The sequence below is a fragment of the Zestomonas carbonaria genome, from assembly GCF_904061905.1.
GTDB lineage: Bacteria > Pseudomonadota > Gammaproteobacteria > Pseudomonadales > Pseudomonadaceae > Aquipseudomonas > Aquipseudomonas carbonaria.
This window is the reverse complement of the sequence record NZ_CAJFCI010000071.1, coordinates 40172-62208: the sequence shown is the minus strand read 5'-3', so window position 1 is coordinate 62208 and position 22037 is coordinate 40172. Positions and strand designations below refer to the sequence as shown.

At 67.2% G+C, this 22037-nt stretch carries 23 protein-coding genes; 12 read left to right on the top strand and 11 right to left on the bottom strand.

Annotated features, from left to right (window positions below):
- Positions 1 to 33 precede the first annotated feature (33 nt).
- Genes PSEWESI4_RS17130 through rpoE form a run of 5 tightly spaced genes read right to left on the bottom strand, consistent with a single transcriptional unit; the run spans position 34 to position 4122 of the window.
- Positions 34 to 1458 (bottom strand): DegQ family serine endoprotease, encoded by a 1425-nt coding sequence (locus PSEWESI4_RS17130; RefSeq protein WP_456243221.1) that lies wholly within the window; start codon positions 1456 to 1458, stop codon positions 34 to 36.
- Positions 1459 to 1492: 34 nt separating this feature from the next.
- Positions 1493 to 1945: a SoxR reducing system RseC family protein gene (locus PSEWESI4_RS17125; protein ID WP_187672425.1), complete on the bottom strand. Its 453-nt coding sequence runs from the start codon at positions 1943 to 1945 to the stop codon at positions 1493 to 1495.
- Positions 1942 to 2889, bottom strand: coding sequence for a MucB/RseB C-terminal domain-containing protein (locus PSEWESI4_RS17120; protein WP_187672424.1), 948 nt, complete (start codon positions 2887 to 2889; stop codon positions 1942 to 1944). Before PSEWESI4_RS17120 ends, PSEWESI4_RS17125 begins: the two co-directional genes overlap by 4 nt.
- An 8-nt stretch (positions 2890 to 2897) precedes the next feature.
- Entirely contained in the window at positions 2898 to 3509 is a 612-nt protein-coding gene (locus tag PSEWESI4_RS17115; RefSeq protein WP_187672423.1) for a sigma-E factor negative regulatory protein, read from the bottom strand.
- Between the two features lie 31 nt (positions 3510 to 3540).
- Positions 3541 to 4122, bottom strand: a complete 582-nt coding sequence (gene rpoE / locus PSEWESI4_RS17110; protein ID WP_187672422.1) for an RNA polymerase sigma factor RpoE — start codon at positions 4120 to 4122, stop codon at positions 3541 to 3543.
- Between the two features lie 380 nt (positions 4123 to 4502).
- On the opposite strand from rpoE, the gene nadB reads away from it, so the two are divergent.
- The gene (gene nadB, locus PSEWESI4_RS17105; protein ID WP_187672421.1) at positions 4503 to 6149 is read left to right on the top strand and encodes an L-aspartate oxidase; all 1647 of its coding nucleotides are present in this window, start codon (positions 4503 to 4505) and stop codon (positions 6147 to 6149) included.
- On the opposite strand, the gene PSEWESI4_RS17100 is transcribed toward nadB, so the two are convergent.
- Both PSEWESI4_RS17100 and PSEWESI4_RS17095 read right to left on the bottom strand, forming a co-directional pair.
- Positions 6118 to 6570, bottom strand: coding sequence for a protein YgfX (locus tag PSEWESI4_RS17100; RefSeq protein ID WP_187672420.1), 453 nt, complete (start codon positions 6568 to 6570; stop codon positions 6118 to 6120). The two genes, nadB and PSEWESI4_RS17100, sit on opposite strands and share 32 nt — an antisense overlap.
- On the bottom strand, positions 6554 to 6808 hold the full coding sequence (locus PSEWESI4_RS17095; RefSeq protein ID WP_187672419.1) for an FAD assembly factor SdhE: 255 nt from the start codon (positions 6806 to 6808) through the stop codon (positions 6554 to 6556). The genes PSEWESI4_RS17100 and PSEWESI4_RS17095 overlap by 17 nt, the downstream gene beginning before the upstream one ends.
- Before the next feature lie 445 nt (positions 6809 to 7253).
- Here PSEWESI4_RS17095 and ygfZ point away from each other — a divergent pair, with 445 nt between their 5' ends.
- From ygfZ to PSEWESI4_RS17080, 3 genes are all read left to right on the top strand, one after another.
- On the top strand, positions 7254 to 8195 hold the full coding sequence (gene ygfZ / locus PSEWESI4_RS17090; protein ID WP_187672418.1) for a CAF17-like 4Fe-4S cluster assembly/insertion protein YgfZ: 942 nt from the start codon (positions 7254 to 7256) through the stop codon (positions 8193 to 8195).
- A 25-nt stretch (positions 8196 to 8220) separates the two neighbouring features.
- On the top strand, positions 8221 to 9057 hold the full coding sequence (locus PSEWESI4_RS17085) for an HDOD domain-containing protein (protein WP_187672417.1): 837 nt from the start codon (positions 8221 to 8223) through the stop codon (positions 9055 to 9057).
- 67 nt (positions 9058 to 9124) lie between these two features.
- Positions 9125 to 9880 carry a substrate-binding periplasmic protein gene (locus PSEWESI4_RS17080; RefSeq protein ID WP_187672416.1) on the top strand — a complete coding sequence of 252 codons (756 nt, stop codon included), beginning with the start codon at positions 9125 to 9127 and terminating at the stop codon, positions 9878 to 9880.
- Here the strand turns inward: PSEWESI4_RS17080 and PSEWESI4_RS17075 are convergent.
- Together PSEWESI4_RS17075 and PSEWESI4_RS17070 are read right to left on the bottom strand one after the other, a co-directional pair.
- Complete coding sequence (locus tag PSEWESI4_RS17075; protein WP_187672415.1) at positions 9877 to 11265, bottom strand: sensor histidine kinase; 1389 nt, start codon at positions 11263 to 11265, stop codon at positions 9877 to 9879. The genes PSEWESI4_RS17080 and PSEWESI4_RS17075 overlap by 4 nt on opposite strands.
- Entirely contained in the window at positions 11258 to 11929 is a 672-nt protein-coding gene (locus tag PSEWESI4_RS17070; RefSeq protein WP_187672414.1) for a response regulator, read from the bottom strand. The genes PSEWESI4_RS17075 and PSEWESI4_RS17070 overlap by 8 nt, the downstream gene beginning before the upstream one ends.
- A 208-nt stretch (positions 11930 to 12137) precedes the next feature.
- On the opposite strand from PSEWESI4_RS17070, the gene PSEWESI4_RS17065 reads away from it, so the two are divergent.
- The 7 genes from PSEWESI4_RS17065 to PSEWESI4_RS17035 all read left to right on the top strand — a co-directional run bounded on the left by PSEWESI4_RS17065 (position 12138) and on the right by PSEWESI4_RS17035 (position 18908).
- Positions 12138 to 13403: an OprD family porin gene (locus PSEWESI4_RS17065; protein ID WP_187672413.1), complete on the top strand. Its 1266-nt coding sequence runs from the start codon at positions 12138 to 12140 to the stop codon at positions 13401 to 13403.
- 30 nt (positions 13404 to 13433) lie between these two features.
- Positions 13434 to 14411: a tripartite tricarboxylate transporter substrate binding protein gene (locus PSEWESI4_RS17060; RefSeq protein WP_187672412.1), complete on the top strand. Its 978-nt coding sequence runs from the start codon at positions 13434 to 13436 to the stop codon at positions 14409 to 14411.
- Between the two features lie 73 nt (positions 14412 to 14484).
- The gene (locus PSEWESI4_RS17055) at positions 14485 to 14943 is read left to right on the top strand and encodes a tripartite tricarboxylate transporter TctB family protein (RefSeq protein WP_187672411.1); all 459 of its coding nucleotides are present in this window, start codon (positions 14485 to 14487) and stop codon (positions 14941 to 14943) included.
- Between the two features lie 3 nt (positions 14944 to 14946).
- Positions 14947 to 16470: a tripartite tricarboxylate transporter permease gene (locus PSEWESI4_RS17050; RefSeq protein ID WP_187672410.1), complete on the top strand. Its 1524-nt coding sequence runs from the start codon at positions 14947 to 14949 to the stop codon at positions 16468 to 16470.
- Positions 16463 to 17482, top strand: a complete 1020-nt coding sequence (locus PSEWESI4_RS17045) for an AbrB family transcriptional regulator (RefSeq protein WP_187672409.1) — start codon at positions 16463 to 16465, stop codon at positions 17480 to 17482. Before PSEWESI4_RS17050 ends, PSEWESI4_RS17045 begins: the two co-directional genes overlap by 8 nt.
- 100 nt (positions 17483 to 17582) lie before the next feature.
- Entirely contained in the window at positions 17583 to 17951 is a 369-nt protein-coding gene (locus PSEWESI4_RS17040; protein WP_187672408.1) for a VOC family protein, read from the top strand.
- A 69-nt stretch (positions 17952 to 18020) separates the two neighbouring features.
- Complete coding sequence (locus PSEWESI4_RS17035; protein WP_187672407.1) at positions 18021 to 18908, top strand: DUF6279 family lipoprotein; 888 nt, start codon at positions 18021 to 18023, stop codon at positions 18906 to 18908.
- Here the strand turns inward: PSEWESI4_RS17035 and ung are convergent.
- Both ung and tcdA read right to left on the bottom strand, forming a co-directional pair.
- On the bottom strand, positions 18892 to 19629 hold the full coding sequence (gene ung, locus PSEWESI4_RS17030) for a uracil-DNA glycosylase (RefSeq protein WP_187672406.1): 738 nt from the start codon (positions 19627 to 19629) through the stop codon (positions 18892 to 18894). The two genes, PSEWESI4_RS17035 and ung, sit on opposite strands and share 17 nt — an antisense overlap.
- Before the next feature lie 52 nt (positions 19630 to 19681).
- Complete coding sequence (gene tcdA, locus PSEWESI4_RS17025) at positions 19682 to 20494, bottom strand: tRNA cyclic N6-threonylcarbamoyladenosine(37) synthase TcdA (protein ID WP_187672405.1); 813 nt, start codon at positions 20492 to 20494, stop codon at positions 19682 to 19684.
- A 95-nt stretch (positions 20495 to 20589) separates the two neighbouring features.
- Here tcdA and PSEWESI4_RS17020 point away from each other — a divergent pair, with 95 nt between their 5' ends.
- Positions 20590 to 21741 (top strand): iron-containing alcohol dehydrogenase, encoded by a 1152-nt coding sequence (locus PSEWESI4_RS17020; RefSeq protein WP_187672404.1) that lies wholly within the window; start codon positions 20590 to 20592, stop codon positions 21739 to 21741.
- Positions 21742 to 22037 lie beyond the last annotated feature (296 nt).

The window sequence follows — 22037 nt, the reverse complement described above, 5'->3', positions numbered from 1 at the left end:
CCGCCCTTTCATCCACCACTTACCACCTCGTCGTCATTCGGCCAGCTTGAAGGTGATGAAGCTGGCGCGCCCTTCGCGCAGCACCCGCATCGACACCGAACGGTTCTTCGGCAGCGACTGGGCGACCTTGGCGAACACCGCGGTCGACTCGATGGCCTGGTTATTCAGGTGGGTGATGACATCGCCCGGGCGCAGGCCGATCAGCGCCGCCGGGCCGTCGAGCACTTCCTTGATCACCACGCCGCCCTTGATGTCCAGGACCTTCTTCTGCTCGTCGCTCAGCTCGGCCACGGTCACCCCGAGGCGGTTGCTGCTACGCTCGGCCCCCGGCACACCACTGGCCAGCCCCTCCTCGCCCTCGGAAGGCAGGGCCCCCACGGTCACGGTCAGGGACTTGCGCGAACCTTCGCGGACGACTTCCATGGTCGCCTTGCTGCCCGGCTTCAGCCCACCCACCAGGTGCGGCAGGTCGGCAGACATGATGATCGGACGGCCATTCATGCTGAGGATCACGTCGCCGACCTGCAGGCCACTCTTGGCCGCCGGACCGTCTTCCATGATCTGCGCCACCAGCGCACCGGCCGGCTTGTCCAGGCCGAAGGACTCGGCGAGATCCTTGTTCACTTCCTGGATCACCACGCCCAGCCAGCCGCGGCTGACCTTGCCCTCGGACTTCAACTGGTTGGAAACGTCCAGCGCCACGTCGATCGGGATGGCGAAGGACAGCCCCATGAAGCCGCCCGAGCGGGTGAATATCTGCGAGTTGATGCCGACCACTTCGCCATTCAGGTTGAACAGCGGACCACCGGAGTTGCCCGGGTTGATCGCCACGTCGGTCTGGATGAACGGTACATAGCTCTCGTTCGGCAGGCTGCGACCCTTGGCGCTGACGATACCGGCGGTCACCGAGTGGTCGAAGCCGAACGGCGAACCGATCGCCAGCACCCACTCACCGACCTTGAGGTCGTTCGACTTGCCCAGCTTGACGGTCGGCAGGTTCTTGCCGTCGACCTTGAGCAGGGCCACGTCGCTGCGCGGATCGGCGCCCACCAGCTTGGCCTGCAGCTCGCTGCGGTCGGACAGGCGCACGATGATCTCGTCGGCGTCCGCGACCACGTGGTTGTTGGTCAGCACATAACCGTCCGGGGAAATGATGAACCCCGAGCCCAGCGACTGGGCTTCGCGCTGGCGCCCGCCACCGGGGCCACGCGAGCCCGGCGGGATGCTGCGCTCGAAGAACTCGCGGAAGATCGGCGGCAGCCCTTGCAGGTCGGGCATCTGCGCCCCGGCCAGGCGATCGGGCACCTTCTGGCGGGTGCTGATGTTGACCACCGCCGGCGCTGCTTGCTCGACCAGGGGGGTGAAGTCCGGCAATTGAGCGTTGGCAGCCAGGGCCTGACCGAGCAGTACCAGCCCGGCCACTACAGACAAACAGGATTTCAATCTCAGGATCGACATACCACTCCCCGTCATTTCTAGCGAAAAAAACCCACTACGGGCCGGCTGGTCCGGTGAGCATCGCGCGCAACACCACGGGCTGCGACGCAGGGTCGTTCGCCATCCGTCGGCTGTGCCGGCGCACGGCAAATCCGGCCAGGGCGAACCCGCCCAGGCCGGAAAGGATAATCAGTGGTTCGGCCAGGGCCAAGCAATCTGCCAGCACGGCAAAGGCGAAGAAGGCCAGCAAAGGCCATAGATAAACCAGTAGCGAGGCGCGCACCAGCAAATCCTCGCGCACGCCGATCACCACCGGATCGCCGACCGCCAGGTTGAGGTCGCACAGGGCCCGCACATGCCCTCGCCGGGCGCCGATGCCGAGCTTGTCCATCAGTCCCTGGCCACAGCCGGCATTGGCGGCACAGCTCGAGCAGGTAGTCTTGCGCAAGGTTTCGACCCAGACAGCGCCGGATTCCACCGCGACCACCCGCCCGGTCTCTTCGATCATGGCGTGTTCTGGGCGGGCCCGGAACGCATCGACAGGGCCACCCTTTCGGCGGTCCCCAGGGGAATTTCGCCGACCACGGTGACCATCACGTCACCATCCTCGGTCGACATGCGCTTGGAAACGGCCACGGTCGGGCCGAGCTGGCTGCGAGCATCCTCGACCGCCGCGCCGCGCAAGGGTTCGAGGAATACCGAGAAACGCGCCAGGCCATCGCCGTACACCAGGCAGGCGACCAATTCCTTGGAAATGGGGCTCTTGCGCTCCAGCACATTGCTGAGATTGAAACCCGGTGGCAGCCATTCCGAGCGCCAGTTGTCCGGCTTGCCCTTGGCGACTTCGACGGCCTGCAGCGGCTTGCAGTCCGCTCCGGCCCGCAAGTCGCCCTCGTCCGGCTGGCCGGGATCGAAGGTGGAAAACTGGAAGCGTTCGAGCAACTGCCCCTTCTCGTTGAGCAACAGGGACTTGAGCAGCAATCCGGTCTCGCGATCCAGGTGCAGCTCGAAACCGTAGCGATGCTGGTCGCGCGGCGTCACGGTCAACACCACGGCGGGGCGTCCGGCAACCCGCGACTCGCCCGCCACGCGCAATTCGTACCAGTCCTTCAGTTGTTCGGGGTTGAACTCCCGGGCAGGCCAGGACTGGTCGGCCGCCACCTGGTCCGCCAGCGCCCCCTTGACGCACTGGGCCCGGCCATTGACGCGCAGGACCTCCTGCACCGGTCCGTCGAGTTGCAGCAGGCGCTCGCGCACCTGACCCTCGGCATCGACGCCGTGCCAGATACGGTGGGTGGAGAAACTACCGCTGCGCTGGTAGATGAACGAACCCTGAAAGCTCTGCGTGCGCTCCGCCTCGACCATGCGAAGCAGCCAGTCCCGAGCCTCTGTGGCATGGACTGGCGTGGCCAGCCAACTTCCCAACAACAGAAATAAGGAGATGGCTCGCATGTTGTTCCTTAGCGACCTTCCAGGCTTGCGGCACGGGCATAGGGCAGCGCACTCTCAGCGCCGGCATTCATCGCGGCTTGCTGGGCATGCTGGCGCAGGTAGGACGGCAGACGCTGTTCCTGCCAGCTCGGCCCGCTCTGCAACGGAGCGGTGATGGAAGGAGCCGGCTCGGTACCTTCACTGTTGTAGCCGGCCAGCACCGCCGCGCCCTGCACGGACGGAACGGTCACCGACGGTTGTTGCGGGGCCTGCTGGGCCAACTGTTGCGCTCCGCCGTCGATCCCATCCTGATTGTAGAAGCGCACACCGGCCAGCACCGCCAGGGTCACCGACGCGGCGACCGCTACGCGACCCAGCAGCCGCCAGCGCTTCGTTACCGACCGAGGAGAGCGCACGTGATGGGCCGGCTCGCTGGCCAGCGCCGCGGACACTGCCGATGCGATGTCGAGGCGCGGTTCCAGCAGCTCCTTGTGCATCACCGCGCGGGCGATCTGATAACGCGTCCATTTGTCACGCGTTTCAGCATCATCGACGGCGTTCAGCACCCGACGCAGCTCCAACTCGTCCGCTTCGTTATCCATGACCGCGGACAGCGATTCATGCAGGGCTTCACGACTCATGGCGTTTCCTCTCTTGGCTTTCGCCGCTGTCTCAGGCGTCCTGCAGCAAGGGCTGCAGGGTTTTATCAATGGCTTCGCGAGCCCGGAAGATGCGCGAACGCACCGTTCCTACCGGACATTGCATGACACTCGCAATATCCTCGTAACTCAGCCCCTCGAACTCACGCAGGGTCAACGCCGTGCGCAAATCCTCGGGCAACTGCTGGATGGTGCGATGGACCGCGTTCTCGATCTCATCGCGAAGCACCAGCCGCTCGGGAGACTCGATGTCCTTCAGGGAATGATCCCCCTCGTAGAACTCGGCATCCTCCGCACTCACATCGGTATCTGGCGGACGACGGCCACGCGACACCAGATGATTCTTCGCCGTATTGATGGCAATACGGTAAAGCCACGTATAAAACGCGCTGTCGCCGCGAAAGTTCGCCAGCGCGCGGTAAGCCTTGATGAAGGCTTCCTGAGCGACATCCTGAGCCTCATGGGCGTCGTGCACGAACCGCACTATCAACCCGAGAATCTTGTGCTGGTACTTCAACACCAGCAGATCGAAAGCTCGCTTATCGCCACGCTGCACACGCTCGACCAGCTGCTGATCATCTTCCTGGGTTAGCATGAACTCTCCTCAATGGGCTCGGAGGGCTGCTGCGCCAGCAAGTCGATCGTCTTGCCAAGATAGACTCGAGTCCCGCGCAAAAGTTCTCCCCCCAAGCAAGCTTCCTGCAGAGTACTTTCCGTACCGCACGAAACAGCGCAACACCGCCCCACGGCAATGCTGCGCGAATAAATCTTCTCGCTCGACATGGTTGGCCAACGAAGACTCCGAGCGAGCCTCCAGGACCTATATCGACAAGCAGACACCACGCTTCATCGTGGCGTGCCCGGTATAGAACATCCTTGCGAGGGAAAGTTCCAGAGCGAGGCCACCACAAGCGACGCTATTGTGCCGTCGCCCCCCTCTATATACTAGGGACCGCTTTTTCGCGGGGCTCCGGCATGAATCAACACTACCAACACGATGTCCTGGTCATCGGCAGCGGAGCTGCCGGCTTGACCCTCGCCCTCACCCTGCCGACGCACCTGCGTATCGCGGTGCTCAGCAAGGGCGACCTGGCCAACGGCTCGACCTACTGGGCGCAAGGCGGCGTCGCCGCCGTGCTGGACGACACCGACACCGTCGAATCACACGTCGCCGATACCCTCGACGCCGGCGCCGGCCTGTGCCGCGAGGACGCCGTGCGCTTCACCGTCGAGCACAGCCGCGAGGCGATCCAGTGGCTGATCGACCAGGGCGTGCCCTTCACCCGCGAGGAAAAGACCTCGCCCGAAGACGGCGGCTTCGAATACCACCTGACCCGCGAGGGCGGCCACAGTCACCGGCGCATCATCCATGCCGCCGACGCCACCGGCGCGGCGATCTTCAACACCCTGCTGGAACAGGCGAAACAGCGCCCGAACATCGAACTGCTGGAGCAGCGCGTCGCCGTCGACCTGATCACCGAGCCCAAGCTGGGGCTGCCGGGCCAACGCTGCCTGGGCGCCTATGTGCTGAACCGCGCCACCGACGAAGTGGACACCTTCAGCGCGCGCTTCACCGTGCTGGCCTGCGGCGGCGCAGCCAAGGTCTACCTCTATACCAGCAACCCGGACGGCGCCTGTGGCGACGGCATCGCCATGGCCTGGCGCGCCGGCTGCCGGGTCGGCAACCTGGAATTCAACCAGTTCCACCCGACCTGCCTGTACCACCCGCAGGCCAAGAGTTTCCTGATCACCGAAGCGCTGCGCGGCGAAGGCGCGCTGCTCAAGCTGCCCAACGGCGAGCGCTTCATGCCACGCTTCGACCCACGCGCCGAACTGGCGCCGCGCGACATCGTCGCCCGCGCCATCGACCACGAGATGAAGCGCCTGGGGGTCGACTGCGTCTACCTGGACATCAGCCACAAGCCGGCGGAGTTCGTGAAGGCGCACTTCCCTACCGTCTACGAGCGCTGCCTGAGCTTCGGCATCGATATCACCCGCGAACCGATCCCGGTGGTTCCGGCGGCCCACTACACCTGCGGCGGCGTGGTGGTCGACCAGCATGGCCGCACCGACGTGCCAGGCCTGTACGCCATCGGCGAAACCAGCTTCACCGGCCTGCATGGTGCCAACCGGATGGCCAGCAACTCGCTGCTGGAGTGCTTCGTCTACGGCCGCTCGGCGGCTGCCGACATCATCGAGCAACTGCCGACGGTGACACTGCCCGGCCCGCTGCCGAGCTGGGACGCCAGCCAGGTGACCGATTCCGACGAGGACGTGATCATCGCCCACAACTGGGACGAGTTGCGGCGCTTCATGTGGGACTACGTGGGCATCGTGCGCACCAACAAGCGCCTGCTGCGCGCCCGCCACCGGGCGCGGCTGCTGCTCCACGAGATCGACGAGTTCTACAGCAACTACAAGGTCAGCCGCGACCTGATCGAGCTGAGGAACCTCGCGCAGGTTGCCTACCTGATGATTCGCTGTGCGCAGAGGCGCCAGGAGTCACGGGGCCTGCATTACAGCCTGGATTATCCGGAGCAGCTTCCCGAGGCACACGATACGATCCTCGACCCGCGCGGATCGACGCCGGTCACCACGGAGCAGCCCAGCGCCGCCGACTGAACTTGAGGCGCACGCGCAGGCGCCGGTGTGTCTGCGCATCCAGGGCGTCGCGCGGAATGCACAGCGAACGCACCCGCCGCTCGCCCCGCAGCCGGAAACGCAGCACCACCGCCAGCGGCAATGCCAGGCTGTCCGGCCGCAACTGCACGGGCAGCCATCCATCGCGCGGACTCCACAACTGCCAGCCCGCCTCGTCGTGACGCAAGCCACGGAACGCCCCGGCATGCCGCAGGAGAACCTGGCGCGGCAGCACCCAGGCGGCATGCGCCAAGCACACGACCATACCCAGGCCCGCAACCCAGGGCGGGATGCGCGCCATCAGCAAAGCCGGAACGGTCAACAGCAGGACCGCCAGATAGGCCACCAGCAACAACCGTGAGGCCCGCCAGCGGCATTCGAAGACCTTACTTGGGTTGGACACGGTCCAGGATCATGCGAACCATGCGCAGCAGATCGGGATCTTCCGGCTCCCCACGCTGCATGAACCAGCCGAACAGATCCTGATCCTCGCAGGCCAGCAGCTTGCGGTAACGCTCCTGATCCTCGGCATCCAGGCTGGGGTAGACCTCCTTGACGAAGGGCACCAGCAATACGTCCAGCTCGAGCATGCCGCGGCGGCTGTGCCAGAAGAGTCGGTTGAGTTCGATATCGTCGGCCATCGGGCGCTCCTTTAAACAGGCGCGCAGTATAACAGCCAGTTGGAGGCTGGAGGCTGGAGGCTGGAGGCTGGAGGCTGGAGGCTGGAGGCTGGAGGCTGGAGGCTGGAGGCTGGACAAGGCTCTGGCCATGCACCTTCTGCGTCAACCCCTTTTTCGCGGCCATGGACCGCTCCTACAGGTCAACATCAATGCTGACCTGTAGGAGCGCGCCATGCGCGCGATCACCGGCAACGCAAAAAGCTTCGCGAGCAGAGAACCAGGCGTCCCCCTCGCTCCTGCAAGACCACCACCAACCCCGAACCGCCATTTCGTCCAGCCTTCCAGCCTCCAGCGCTCTTGTCGGCTTTACCGGCCTTTATCGCCCCCCGCTTTTTCTTGAAGCTTGTAGCTTGAAGCTCACCGCTGCTTTTATGATGGGCCCCTAACTTTCTTCCAGCGATTGCTCATGGTCAATTCCGCATTCTTCTGCCCTCTGTCCCATGAGGGCGTCCTCGCCGTTCGCGGTCCCGAGGCCGGGAAATTCCTGCAGGGCCAGCTCACCTGCAACATCGCCTACCTGAACGACAGCCACAGCAGCCTGGGTGCGCGCTGTACCCCCAAGGGGCGCATGCTGTCGAGCTTCCGCATCCTCTCCGAGGGTGACGGCTACCTGCTGGCGATGGCCGCCGAGCTGGTCGGGCCCCAACTCGCCGACCTGAAGAAATACGCCGCGTTCTCCAAATGCAGCCTCGGTGACGAAAGCCGCGACTGGGCGCGCTTCGGCCTCTCCGATGGCGACGGCGCGCTGGTCGCCCTGGGCCTGCAACTGCCCCGGGAGGCCGATGCGGTCGCCCGCGGCAACGACCTGGTCGCCATCCGCCTGAACGACGGGCGCGTCGAGCTCTGGGTACCGGCGGGCAACGCCGAAACCCTCCAGGGCCGCCTGGCCACGCAATTGCGCGAAGCCACGCTGAACGACTGGCAACTGGCGCAGATCCGCGCCGGCATCGGCCAGGTGCTCGGCGTCACCCGCGACCTGTTCATCCCGCAGATGCTCAACCTGCAGGCCGTCGGCGGCGTCAGCTTCAAGAAAGGCTGCTACACCGGCCAGGAAATCGTCGCCCGCATGCAGTACCTCGGCCGCCTGAAGCGCCGCCTGTATCGCCTGAGCCTGGATGCCGACACGGTTCCGGCGCCAGCCACCGAGCTGTTCTCGCCGGTGCACGGCAGCAGCGTCGGCGAAGTGGTGCTGGCCGCCCGCGCCGAACACGGCTGCGAACTGCTCGCGGTGCTGCAGGAAGACGCCGTCGCCGATGGCCGCATCCATCTCGGCAGCGTCGACGGCGCTCCGCTGGCCACACTCGACCTGCCCTACACCCTCGACCGCGATCGCGAGATCCAGCGCTGACCCCTTTCCCCGATAGAGATCCTTCATGAGCAAACTTGCCGAGAAAGTCCAAGCGGAACTGATCCAGGCCATCGAGAACGACGAACTGGTGCTCCCCACCCTGCCCGAGGTCGCCCTGCGGGTGCGCGAGGCGGCAGAGGACCCGGACATCGGCATCCCGGCGCTGAGCAAGGTGATCGGCAACGACGCGGCATTGACCGCGCGGATCATCAAGGTGGTGAACAGCCCGCTGCTGCGCACCAGTCGCGAGATCACCGACCTGCAGATGGCCATCGGCCGGCTGGGCATCAACTACACCTGCAACCTCGCCACCGGCCTGGCGATGGAGCAGATGTTCCAGGCCACCTCCGACGTGGTCGACCGCAAGATGCGCGAAGTCTGGAACAAGAGCACGGAAATCGCCGGCATCTGCCACGTGCTGTGCAAGAGCTACACGCGCCTGATGCCCGACCAGGCGACCCTCGCCGGCCTGGTCCACCAGATCGGCGTGCTGCCGATCCTCACCTACGCCGAGGACAACAACGCCCTGCTTTCCGACTCGATCAGCCTCAACCACGTGATCGAGCAGATCCACCCGATCATCGGCGACAAGATCCTCCGCGCCTGGGACTTCCCCGAGCAGATCACCCTGGTGCCCAGCCTGCACCTGGACTTCCAGCGCGACTCGGCCAAGGTCGACTACGTCGACATCGTCCAGGTCGCCACCCTGCAGAGCTACCTGGGCAGCGAGCACCCCTACACCCAACTGGACTGGAACCTGGTACCGGCATTCGCCAAGCTCGGCCTCGATCCGAACCTGGACATGCACGCCGACGAAGACCTGTCGGCCGCCATGGAAGCGGCCATGAGCATGCTTCAATAGAACAAGGCACTTTGCCACTACACAATTTGCTTCTAGACTGACCCCGTCGGCTCAGGGGGCAAATCGCATGCGTTCGCTCATCCTCGTTCTCAGCTTGCTCGGTGGCAGCCTGGCCCTGGCCGATGAGGTGCAGTTGTCCAACGGCAACTGGCCGCCCTATCTCGGCGAGCACCTGCCGCACCAGGGCGTGGCGTCGCGGATCATCAGCGAAGCCTTCGCCCTGGAAGGCATCGACGTGAACTGGAAGTTCTACCCCTGGGCCCGTGCGCTGCACCTGGCGCAACGCGGCGAGCTGGCTGGCAGCGCCGTGTGGCTGCGCAGCCCGGAGCGAGAGGAACAGTTCTTCATCAGCGACCCGGTGATCGACAGCCACTACCTGCTGTTCTACCGCAAGGACCGGCCGGTCGACTGGCAGGAGATCGACGATCTCGCCAGCCTGCGCCTGGGCGCGACCACCGGCTATGACTACGGCGAAGCCTTCCAGGCCGCCGAGGCCGAGGGCCGCCTGCAGGTGCGCCGCCAGACCAGCGACGAACTCGGCCTGCGCCAGTTGCTGGCCGGACGACTCGACGCCCTCCCGCTCGACAAGGTGGTCGCCTACGCCATGTTGCACGAGCACTTCAGCGCCGCCGACCGGGCCAGGCTCAGCTTCCATCCCAAGCCACTGCGCAGCGACAGCCTGCACCTGCTGCTGTCCCGCCAGGTCGCCGGCAACGCCGAGCTGATGGAGCGTTTCAACCAGGGATTGCGGCAGTTGCAGGAGAGCGGCAAGGTCGCCCAGTACCTGCGCGAGGCCGAGCAGGCGGTGACCCTGGCGCCCTAGACCGACGCTGGAAAGCTCACCCGCACCCGCAGGCCGCCGTCGCGGCCGTCGAGCAGGTCGATCTCCGCGCGGTGGGCACTACAGATTTCGCCGACGATGGCCAGCCCCAGCCCTGCCCCGCCGCGCTGCTGGTCGCGCCGGTAGAAGCGCTCGAACACCTTGTCGCGCTCTTCCGGCGGAATGCCCGGTCCGTCGTCCTCCACCTCCAGCACGGCCGGCGCCTGGACCCGCAGCGTCACGTTGCCGCCCCGGGGCGTATGGGAGAGGGCGTTGTCCACCAGGTTGTAGATCAGCTCGTTGAGCAGGGTCGGTTCGCCCCGGACGAACACCGACGGCGCCGCTTCCAGCGCCAGGGCGATACCGCGCTCATGGGCCAGCGGCGCCAGGACCATCCCCAGCTCGCGGGCCAGTTGGGTCAGGTCCACCCGCTCCGCGCCACCTTCGGCGACGGCCCGTGCGCCCCGCTCGATACGCGCCAGCGAAAGCAACTGGTTGGCCAGGTGGGTCAGTTGCTCGGCACTGCGCGCCGCCTTTTCCAGGGTGCTGTGCCACAGGTTGGGCTGGGTCTCGCGCAGGCCCAGTTCGATACGCGCCTTGAGGGCCGCCAGCGGCGTGCGCAGCTCATGGGAGGCATCGGCGATGAACTGCGCCTGGCGCTCGAACTGCTGGCGCAGGCGCTCGGTGAAATGGTTGAGGGTGCCCACCAGCGGTTGCAGTTCGCGGGGCAGGTCGCTGTCGGGCAACGGACGCAGGTCATCGCTGGCGCGCTCGGCCAGCGACCGGCGCAACTGCTCCAGCGGCCGCAACGCGACGCTCACCGCCAGCCAGACCAGGGCCAGCGCGGTGAAGGCCAGCAACCCTATCCGCCACAGGGTCCCCACCAGCAAGGCGCGGGCCATGCGCTCGCGGGCGCCCTGGGTCTCGGCCACGCGGATTTCCGCCATGCCGCTCAGCCCCGGTTCGCTGACCGGCTGCAACAGGCTCACCACGCGCACCCCCTGATCGCGGTAGACGCCATCGTAGAAGCGCGCCAGGGCCGGGTAGTTGTCGGTGCGCGGGGTGTTCGGCGGCGGCGGCGGCAGGTTCTCGTAGCCGGACACCAGCTCGCCATTCATGCCCAGCACTTGGTAGTAGATGCGCCCGGCGATGTCGTAGGCGAAGGTGTCCAAGGCCACGTAGGGCACGTTGGCGCGGAGCTGGCCGTCGGCGCTGTACAGGCCGGCGCCCACGGCCCGCGCCGAGGCCAGCAGGGTGCGGTCGTAGGCGGTGTCGGCGGCGTGCCGGGCGCTCCAGTAGGCGCTCAGGCTGCTGATTGCCAGGATCACCGCCAGCAGCAGCGACAGGCGCCTCAGCAGGCGCCCGCGCAGGCTGCCGCGATCAGCCATCGACCGCCTCCAGCAGGTAGCCCAGGCCACGGAAGGTGACGATGCGCACGCCGCTGCCTTCCAGCTTCTTGCGCACGCGGTGGATGTAGATCTCGATGGCGTCGGGGCTGGCCTCCTCGTCCAGGCCGAATATCTGGTCGGCCAGTTGCTCCTTGCTCATCACCCGCCCGGGCCTGGCGATCAGCGCCTCCAGCACGCCCTGTTCGCGGGAGGTCAGCGCCAGCGGCTGGTCGCGCAGGGTGAAGCGCCGGGTGCCGAGGTCGTAGACCAGTTCGCCGCAGTGTTGCTGCTGTTCGCCACCGAGCACGCTACGGCGCAGCAGCGCCTTGACCCGCGCCTCCAGCTCCGCCAGTTCGAAGGGCTTGGCCAGGTAGTCGTCGGCGCCCAGGTTGAGGCCGTGGACCCGGTCCTTGACCTCGCCCCGCGCGGTCAGCATCAGCACCGGCAGGGTCTTGCCGCTGCCGCGCAGGCGCGCCAGCACCTCGAAGCCGTCCAGTCGCGGCAGGCCGACATCGAGGATGGCCAGGGAGTATTCCTCGCAGACCAGGGCGTGCGCGGCGGCCACCCCGTCGTGCAGCACGTCCACGGTCAGGCCGCTGCCGCGCAGGGCCTGGGCCACGCTCTCGGCCAGGGGCAGGTGGTCTTCGACCAGCAGGATTCGCATCGCGCAGTACTCCACAACCTTGTTGTTCTGGCCCGAGTTTAACGGCGGGCGCCCCTCTCTGCGGAAGTCCTTCCACTTTCTTTCAGACTGAAAGCCTGGCGAAAGGTTGGCCTCCTAGGATCGCCGTCAGGGTGGCAAGGACCACCTTGAAAGCGCCGAACGAGTGGTCAATCCGGCGCGACAAAAACAAGAATGGAGACCAACATCGATGCAGACTGCCAATCGCCAGTCCCTGGCGCCTATTCACCGCGCCACCCTCGCTACACTCGCCGCCGCCATCGTGCCCGTTGCCCAGGCCGACTTCCTGGCGGACAGCAGCGCCACGCTGCACACCCACAACATCTACCTGAACCGCGACTTCCGCGAAGACCCTGGCCAGAGCAAGCGGGAAGAGTGGGGCCAAGGCTTCCTGCTCGACATCCGCTCCGGCTACACCGAAGGTACGGTCGGCTTCGGCGTCGACGCCCTCGGCATGCTCGGCGTCAAGCTGGACTCCGGCGGCGGCCGCACCGGCACCGACCTGCTGCCGGTTCAGGACGACGGCGGCACCCCGGACGAATTCAGCCGCCTGGGCCTGACCGCCAAGATCAAGGTCTCCGCCACCGAACTGCGCTACGGCTCGCACATTCCCGAACTGCCGGTGGTCAAGGCCAGCGAGAGCCGCCTGTTGCCGCAGGTGTTCGAAGGAGCCCTGGTGACCTCCGGCGAGATCGAAGGGCTCAGCCTCCTCGGCGGGCGCCTGGACAAGGTGATCGACCGTGCCTCGACCAACTCCGAGGACCTTGTCCTCAACGCCAAGAACCGGCGCTTCCCCGGCGGCGTGCAGGGCGACCACCTCGACCTCGCCGGCCTCGACTACAAGTTCGCCAAGGGCCTGACCGGACGCTACTACTTCGCCGACCTGGACGACGTCTACCGCCAGCACTTCGTCGGCCTGCTCGCCAACCAGCCGCTGGGCGACGGCACCTTCAGCGCCGACCTGCGTCTGTCGATCAGCGACGACAGCGGCGCGGCCAGGGCCGGCAAGGTGGACAACCGCGCCTTCAACGGCATGCTCGGCTACGCCCAGGCCGGCCACAAGCTGAGCCTCGGCTACCAGCACATGAGCGGCGACACCGGCTTCGCCTACCTCGATGGCAGCGATCCGTTCCTGGTCAACTTCGTGCAGATCAACGACTTCGCCAACGCCGACGAGCGTTCCTGGCAGGCTCGCTACGACTTCGACTTCGCCCGTCTCGGCGTGCCGGGCCTGACCTTCCTCACCCGCTACATCCACGGCGACAACGCCGAGGTGGCCGGCAGCGACAAGGAAGGCCGCGAGTGGGAACGCGACATCGAGTTCAAGTACGTGGTGCAGAGCGGTCCGCTCAAGGACCTCTACGTACGCCTGCGCAACGCCTCCTTCCGCTCCAACTTCGCCCGCGACGCGGACGAGAACCGCTTGATCGTCGGCTACTCCCTGCCGATCTGGTAAGCCACAATAAGAACTCACAGGAGATCGATGATGAAATCCGCCCTGTCCCGTACCGTACTGCTGGCCTCCGGCCTGCTCCTCTCCAGCCAGTTGCTGGCCGAGCCCAAGCGCCCCGAATGCATCGCCCCGGCCGCCCCCGGTGGCGGCTTCGATCTGACCTGCAAGCTGGCGCAGAGCGCGCTGGTCGACAGCAAGCTGCTCAAGTCGCCCATGCGCGTCACCTACATGCCCGGCGGCGTCGGCGCGGTGGCCTACAACGCGGTGGTCGCCCAGCGCCCGGCGGATGCCGGGACCATCACCGCCTTTTCCAGCGGCTCGCTGCTCAACCTGGCGCAGGGCAAATTCGGCCGCTTCGACGAGAACGCGGTGAAGTGGCTGGCCGCGATCGGCACCAGCTACGGCGCCATCGCCGTGCGCAGCGACTCGCCCTACAAGACCCTCGACGACCTGGTCGCCGCGATCAAGGCCGATCCCGGCAAGGTGGTGATCGGTTCCGGCGGCACGGTCGGCAGCCAGGACTGGATGCAGACCGCGCTGGTGGCCCGCGCCGCCGGCATCGAGCCGGGCAAGCTGCGCTACGTGGCCATGGAAGGTGGCGGCGAACTGGCCACCGCGCTGCTCGGCGGGCACATACAGGTCGCCAGTACCGATATCTCCGACTCGGTGCCGCATATCGAAAGCGGCGACATGCGCATCCTCGCGGTGCTCTCCGAGGAGCGCCTGTCCAGCTCCGCCGTGGCCGACATCCCCACCGCCAAGGAACAGGGCTACGACGTCGTCTGGCCGGTGATCCGCGGCTTCTACGTAGGCCCGAAGGTCAGCGACGAAGCCTATGCCTGGTGGAAGAGCGCCTTCGACCAGTTGCTGGCCTCCGATGAGTTCGCCAGGTTGCGCGAGCAGCGCGAGCTCTATCCCTTCGCCCTGACCGGCGACGAGCTGGACGCCTACGTCAAGCAGCAGGTCGGCCAGTACAAGCAGTTGGCCCAGGAGTTCGGCCTGAGCCAGTAAGCCTCCGGCTGACGATCCCAACCGACCGCACCATCCGTCCCCCTCCCCGAGGGGGACCCGCGAGGAACCCGCCATGTACCAACGTCTGTTCGCCGGCGCGCTGCTGCTCGCCTGCATCGGCCTGGGCGTGATCGCCTGGGACTACCATGCCCCCTTCTCCTACGAGCCGGTCGGACCGCGCGCCTATCCCATTCTGTTGCTGGGCCTGCTCGGCGCCGGCCTGCTCTACCTGATGTTCAAGCAGCCGGCCGCCGCGGAAGGCCATGGCGAGGAACTGCCGCTGTCGGCGGCGGTGATCCGCAAGGTGGTGATCTGCCTGGTGTTCATGCTGGCCTACGCCGGGCTGTTCGAGATACTCGGCTTCATTCCCGCCAGCCTGCTCTTCGGCATCGCCATGTCGCGTCTCTACGACGGCCGCTGGCTGCCCAGCCTGGTGGCCGGCGTGGCGCTCGCCATCGGTCTCTACCTGCTGTTCGACAAAGCCCTCGACGTCCCCCTGCCGCTCGGCATCCTCTCGGCCCTGGAGAACTGATCCATGGAAACCCTCAGCTATCTCGGCCAGGGCTTCGGCGTCGCCCTGAGCCCCTACAACCTGCTCACCGCCTTGTGCGGCACCCTGATCGGCACCGTCGTCGGCCTGCTGCCCGGCCTCGGCCCGATCAACGGCGTGGCGCTGCTGATCCCGGTGGCCTTCGCCCTCGGCCTGCCGCCGGAAACCGCGCTGATCCTGCTCGCCGCCGTCTACCTCGGCTGCGAGTACGGCGGGCGCATCTCTTCCATCCTGCTGAACATCCCCGGCGAAGCCTCCGCCGTGATGACCACCCTCGACGGCTATCCCCTGGCGCGCCAAGGCAAGGCCGGCGTGGCCCTGTCGATCTCCGCCTGGAGCTCCTTCGTCGGCGGCCTGATCGCCACCATCGGCGTGGTCCTGTTCGCCCCGCTGCTGGCCAGATGGGCGGTGGCCTTCGGGCCGGCGGAATACTTCGTGCTGATGGTCTTCGCCATCACCTGCCTGGCCGGCATGGCCGGCAACAAGCCGCTGAAGACCGCCATCGCCGCGCTGCTCGGCCTGTTCCTGTCCTGCGTCGGCATCGACTCCAACAGCGGCGTGTACCGCTTCACCTTCGGCAGCCTGGGCCTGGCCGACGGCATCCAGTTCGTGGTGCTGGTGCTCGGCCTGTTCTCGATCAGCGAGATCCTCGTGCTGCTGGAACGCACCCACCACGGCCAGAAGGCCATCCAAGCCAGCGGCCGCATGCTGTTCAACCTCAAGGAAGGCGCCTCGGTGCTGGCCACCAACCTGCGCAGCGGCGCCCTCGGCTTCGGCCTGGGCATCCTGCCCGGCGCCGGCGCCACCCTGGCCAGCGCCGTGGCCTACATGAGCGAGAAGCGCCTGGCGCACAAGGACAACCAGTTCGGCAAGGGCGACCTGCGCGGCCTGGCCGCCCCGGAAACCGCCAACAGCGCCTCGGCCTGCGGCTCCATGGTGCCGATGCTGACCCTCGGCGTGCCCGGTTCCGGCACCACCGCCGTGATGCTCGGCGCCCTGACCCTGTACAACATCACCCCCGGCCCGCTGCTGTTCCAGAACCAGCCGGACATCGTCTGGGGCCTGATCGCCTCGCTGTTCATCGCCAACATCATGCTGATCGTGATGAACGTGCCGATGATCAAGGTGTTCACCCGCATCCTCGCCGTGCCCTACTGGGCGCTGGTGCCGGCCATCGCCATCGTCACCGCGATAGGCGTCTACGCGGTGCACGCCACCACCTTCGACCTGTTCCTGATGATCGCCATCGGCATCTTCGGCTACCTGCTGCGCAAGATGGACTTCCCGCTGTCGGCCATCCTGCTCGGCTTCATCCTCGGCGGGCTGATGGAACAGAACCTGCGCCGCGCCCTGTCGATCTCCAACGGCGACCTCGGCATCCTGTTCGCCAGTCCGATCACCTGGGGCGTCTGGACCCTGATCGCGCTGATGGTCGCCCTGCCCTTCTGGCGTGCCTGGCGGGCCCGCGGCAAGCAGGCCCGCGAGCAGGCCATGACCGGTAATGCCTGAACGGCTGGCCACGCCGCTGGTCGGCGCGCTCGGCGGCTACCTGGCCAGCCTGGCAGGGTGGCCACTGCCCTGGCTGCTCGGCTCCCTGCTGGCGGTGATCCTGGTGCGCTGCGCCGGCTGGCGGCTGGGTGAGCTGCCCGGCGGCCGCCAGACCGGCCAGTGGCTGGTGGCCAGCGGCATCGGCCTGCACTTCAGCGGTCCGGTGCTGGAACAGGTGTCCGGCCATTTCCTGCTGATCCTGTTCGCCGCCCTCGGCACCCTGCTGCTCGGCCTGATCGGCATCGCAGTGCTGCGCCGGGGTGGCGTCGACCGCGCCACCGCCTACTTCGCCAGCCTGCCCGGCGGCGCCAGCGAGATGGTCAACCTGGCCCGCCGCCACGCCGCGCAGCCGGACCAAGTGGCGGCCGCGCACAGCATGCGCCTGCTGCTGGTGGTGCTGATCGTGCCGGCGCTGTTCAGTTGGGGCCTGCCGCCAGTGGAGGCGCCCCGGCCGGCGGCGGTGGACTGGCACTGGCTCGCCGTGCTGCTACCCGGCGGTGCCGTCCTGGCGCTGCTGTGGCGCCGCTTCGGCCAGCCCAACCCCTGGATGCTCGGCCCGCTGGCCCTGTGCGCGGCGGCCAGCGCCGGTTTCGACCTGCAACTCGGCCTGCCGCCCACCCTCGGGGCGCTGGGCCAGTGGCTGATCGGCTGCTCGCTGGGCTGCCACTTCGACCGCCCCTTCTTTCGTCGCGCGCCGGCCTTTCTCGGCCGCGTACTGCTGTTCACCCTTCTGGCCATGCTCGTCGCCGCCGCGCTGGCCACGGCGCTCGGCTGGCTGGCCGACGCGGATCGCGGCGCGCTGATGCTCGGCATGATGCCCGGCGGCATCACCGAGCTGTGCCTGACCGCCGAGGCCCTGCAACTCTCGGTGGCGCTGGTCACCGCCGTGCAGGTCCTGCGCCTGTTCCTGGTGATGTTCCTCGCCGAACCGCTGTTCCGTCTCTGGCAGCGCCTTTCCCCCGGCCGGGAATAGCGGATCACGCCATACTCGACAGTACCGCCGGCTTCGCCCAAGCTCGGGATACGGGCGCCACGCGCCCGGCAACCTCCCACAGGACTGGAGCACGACAACAATGATTGGCTATGTGACGATCGGCACCCACGACATGGACAAGGCCAAGGCGTTCTACGGCGAACTGCTCGCCCCGCTCGGCGCCAGGATAGTGGTGGACATGGGCCGCCTGGCGCTCTACGGCAACGCCCCCGGGAAGCCGATGTTCGGTATCTGCCTGCCCTATGACGGCCAGCCGGCCACCTCCGGCAACGGCACCATGGTGGCCCTGGCGGCCGACTCCAAGGAGCAGGTCGACGAACTGCACGCCAGGGCGCTGGCCCTCGGCGCGACCGACGAAGGCGCTCCGGGCGCACGCCTGCCGACCTTCTACGGCGCCTACGTGCGCGACCCGGACGGCAACAAGCTGGCGTTCTTCAAGGCCGGCTGACCCCATCCGCCGGCCGCGTTTCCCCACCGCGCGGCCGGTGGCCAAGCGTTTCGCAAGGAGGGAATCGTCATGTTCGCCAGCGTCCCCCGCATCGCCCTGTTCGTACTGCTGGCCTTGCTGCTGGGCTCCTGCAGCCGTGTCGACCTGGCCTACCGCAATCTCGATCGCCTGGCCCTCTGGTGGGTCGACGACTACCTGGAGCTGAGCGGCGAGCAGAAGAACTGGATGCGGGCGCGCCTGCAGGACGATCTCGCCTGGCACTGCACGACCCAGTTGCCCCGTTATGTCGAATGGCTCGACGAACAACGCCGCCTGGCGGAACGCCCGTCGCTGCTTCCCGAAGAGTTCGAAGCCCGTTTCGACGACATCGATGCCGACCTGCTGGCCATCGCCGAACACATCACCCCGTCCGCCGTCGAACTGCTGCGCCAGCTCAGCGACCGGCAGATCGCCGGGATGGCCAGGCGCTTCGACGAGAACCTGCGCGAGCTGCACAAGAAATACCTGGCGCCGTCGCCGGAGCGGCAGATCGCCCAGCGCGGCAAGCGCATGGAGCAGCGCCTGCGCCCCTGGCTGGGCCGCCTCAGTCCGCAGCAGCGGGCACGCATCCAGGTCTGGGCGACCGCCATGAACGCCCGCACGCAACTCTGGCTGGACAATCGCCGGCACTGGCAGCAAAGCCTGCTGACCGTTCTGGCCTCGCGCGCGGACGACGGCTTCCCACAGCGCATCGCGCGCCTCTTGCAGGAGCCGGAAAGCATCTGGACGGAAGAATATCGCCGCTCCTTCCTGGACAGCCGGAGCGACCTGGCCTCCCTGCTCGCCGACCTGTTCAACGGCGCCAGCGAGGCCCAGCGCAACCGCCTGGCCACCCGCCTCGCGGAACTGCGCGACGACCTGCAGGGCCTGAGCTGCGCGGAGCCGGCCCAGGATCAGGAGGTCACGACGGCTCGCTGACCGCCGCCTCCAGGGGCCGCACGCCAGGATCGGCGGGCAGGCTCCAGTCGATCGGCTCCATGCCGTGCTGGACGAGGTACTTGTTGGTCCGTCCGAAATGACCGTTGCCGATATAGCCACGGTGCGCGGACAGCGGCGACGGATGCGGCGAGCGCAGGATCAGGTGCTTGGTCGGGTCGATCAGGCGCTGCTTGCTCTGCGCGTGGGAGCCCCAGAGCAGGAAGACCAGATGCGGGCAACGCTCGCTGACCACCTCGATCACCCGGTCGGTGAACTGCTGCCAGCCGGCCCCGGCATGCGACCCCGCGCGCGCCTGCTCGACGGTCAGCGAGGTGTTGAGCAGCAGCACGCCCTGGTCGGCCCAGTGCTGCAGGTAGCCGTGGTTCGGCGGGTCGATGTTCAGGTCGCGCTTGAGTTCCTTGTAGATGTTCTGCAGCGACGGCGGCACCGGCACGCCCGGCTGCACCGAGAAGCACAGGCCGTGGGCCTGGCCGGGGCCGTGGTAGGGATCCTGGCCGATGATCACCACCTTGACGCGGTCCAGCGGCGTGGAATTCAGCGCGTTGAAGATCAGCGGTCCCGGCGGGTAGATCACCTTGCCGGCGGCCTTCTCGCGCAGCAGGAAGGCGCGCAGTTCGCGCATGTAGGGCTTGTCGAACTCCTCGCGCAAGGCTTCCTTCCAGCCCGGCTCGAGCTTGATGCGATCTTCGCTAGTGGTCATGGGGCACCTGATCGGATATCGCCGGGCACCGTAGAAAAGCCCGCCGGGAATGTCAATCCGAAACGGCGCGCCGCTCCGCCGGCCGCCGCGCGCCGGCCACCAGTTTGTCGACGATCTTCGCTGCGGCGGCCATGCCGAAACTGGCGGTGACCATCATCACCGCGCCGAAGCCGCCGGCGCAGTCGAGCTTCACGCCTTCGCCGACGAATCCCTTGGCCTGGCACACCGAGCCGTCCGGCTTGGGATAGCGCAACTGCTCGGTGGAGAACACGCAGGGCACGCTGTAGGTGCGCCCGGGGGTCCGCGAGAAGCCGTAGTCGCGGCGCAGCAGCGAACGCACCTTGGCGGCCAGCGGGTCGTTGAAGGTCTTGTTGAGGTCGGCGACCTGGATCTGTGTCGGGTCGATCTGCCCGCCGGCGCCGCCGGTGGTGACGACCTGGATCTTGCGCCGCTTGCACCAGGCGATCAGCGCGGCCTTGGCGGTGACGCTGTCGATGCAGTCGATCACCGCGTCGAGCTGCTCGGTGATGTACTCGGCCATGCTCTCGCGGGTCACGAAGTCGGCCACCGCATGCACCGTGCAGGCCGGGTTGATGGCACGGATGCGCGCGGCCATCGCCTCGACCTTGGCCTGGCCGACCGCGCCGTCCAGGGCGTGGATCTGCCGGTTGGTGTTGGTGATGCACACGTCGTCGAGGTCGAACAGGGAAATCTCGCCAACCCCGCTGCGCGCCAGCGCCTCGGCTGCCCAGGAGCCGACGCCGCCGATGCCGACCACCGCGACGTGCGCCGCGGCCAGGCGCTCCAGGCCGACGCGGCCATAAAGGCGGGCGATGCCGCCAAAGCGCTGTTCGTCGATCTGCATGATGGGGGCTCCCTGTCTGGCCTGTGGGCGCGCATTATAGGAGCTTGCAGTGGAGGGGGCGACGATATCGGCCAACCAGGCCGCTGGAGGTGGGCATGCGCAATTTCACCTTCTACAACCCCACCCGGCTGCATTTCGGTGCCGGGCAGATCGCCAGGCTGAGCGAGGAGGTTCCGCCCGGCAGCCGGGTGCTGGTCACCATCGGCGGCGGCAGCATCTTCCAGAACGGCGTGTGGGACGAAGTGGAAGCCGCCCTGGCCGGCCATCACATCCAGCGCTTTTCCGGCATCGAGGCCAATCCGCAGTTCGACACCCTGCTCCGCGCCCTGGCCATGGCCCGCGACAGCGGCTGCGACTTCATCCTCGCGGTCGGTGGCGGTTCGGTGATCGACGGCAGCAAGTTCCTCGCCGCCGCCCTGCCCTATTCCGGCGACCCACTCGACCTGCTCACCGGCCGGTCGATCGACGCCGCCGTGCCCCTCGGCTGCGTGCTGACCCTGGCGGCCACCGGCTCGGAAAGCAACGGCCGGGGCGTGGTCAGCCATGCCGGACGCCAGGAGAAACTGCGCTTCTCCAGCCCACTGCTGATCCCACGGTTCGCCATCCTCGACCCACGCAGCACCTTCAGCCTGCCGCCCCGGCAGATCGGCAACGGGGTGGTCGATGCCTTCGTGCACACCCTCGAGCAGTACCTGACCTTCCCCGCCGACGCGCCGCTGCAGGACCGCTATGCCGAAAGCCTGCTGCGCACCCTGATCGAGGAAGGCCCCAAGGCCCTGGCCGAACCCGAGGACTACACGGTGCGCGCCAACCTGATGCTCTGCGCCAACCAGGCGATGAACGGCCTGCACGGCTGCGGCGTCCCCCAGGACTGGTCCACCCATCACCTCGGCCAGGAACTGGCGACGCTCTACCACATCGACCATGCCCAGGCGATGGCGGTGATCCTGCCGGCGCTGCTGCACGAACGGCGCGCCGCCAAGCGCGACAAGCTGCTGCAATACGCCGAGCGGGTCTGGGGCTTCAATCGCGGCGAGGCGGATATCCGTATCGACACGGCACTCAACGCCACCCGCGACTTCTTCCGACGCCTGCGCGTGCCGATCCGCCTCAGCGAACACGGCCTCGGCGCCGAGACGGTCCCCCAGGTGCTGGCCCAACTGGAACGCCGCGGCCTGACCGCCCTCGGCGAACAGGCCGACCTCGACCTGGAGAGTTGCGAGCGGATTCTGCTGAATGCCTTGTAGATATCAGAGGGGGCAGGCAGCGCGTGCCTTGTAGCCCGGATGAAATCCGGGACGCAGGACTATCGGTTTCCCCGGACTTCATCCGGGCTACATGGTTGCAGGCGACGCGAATAGAACCCTCTCCCTCCGGGAGAGGGCAGGGTGAGGGGCGAAGTTGGTGTCGGTGGAAAGGTCGTGCCAGACCTCGACTCTGCTCCCTCTCCCCAGCCCTCTCCCATAAATGGGAGAGGGAGCCGTTCGGATCGGCCTGAAACTCCGGGCTACAAGGACAAGGGAGAAGCCGCCGGCCCCGTCTT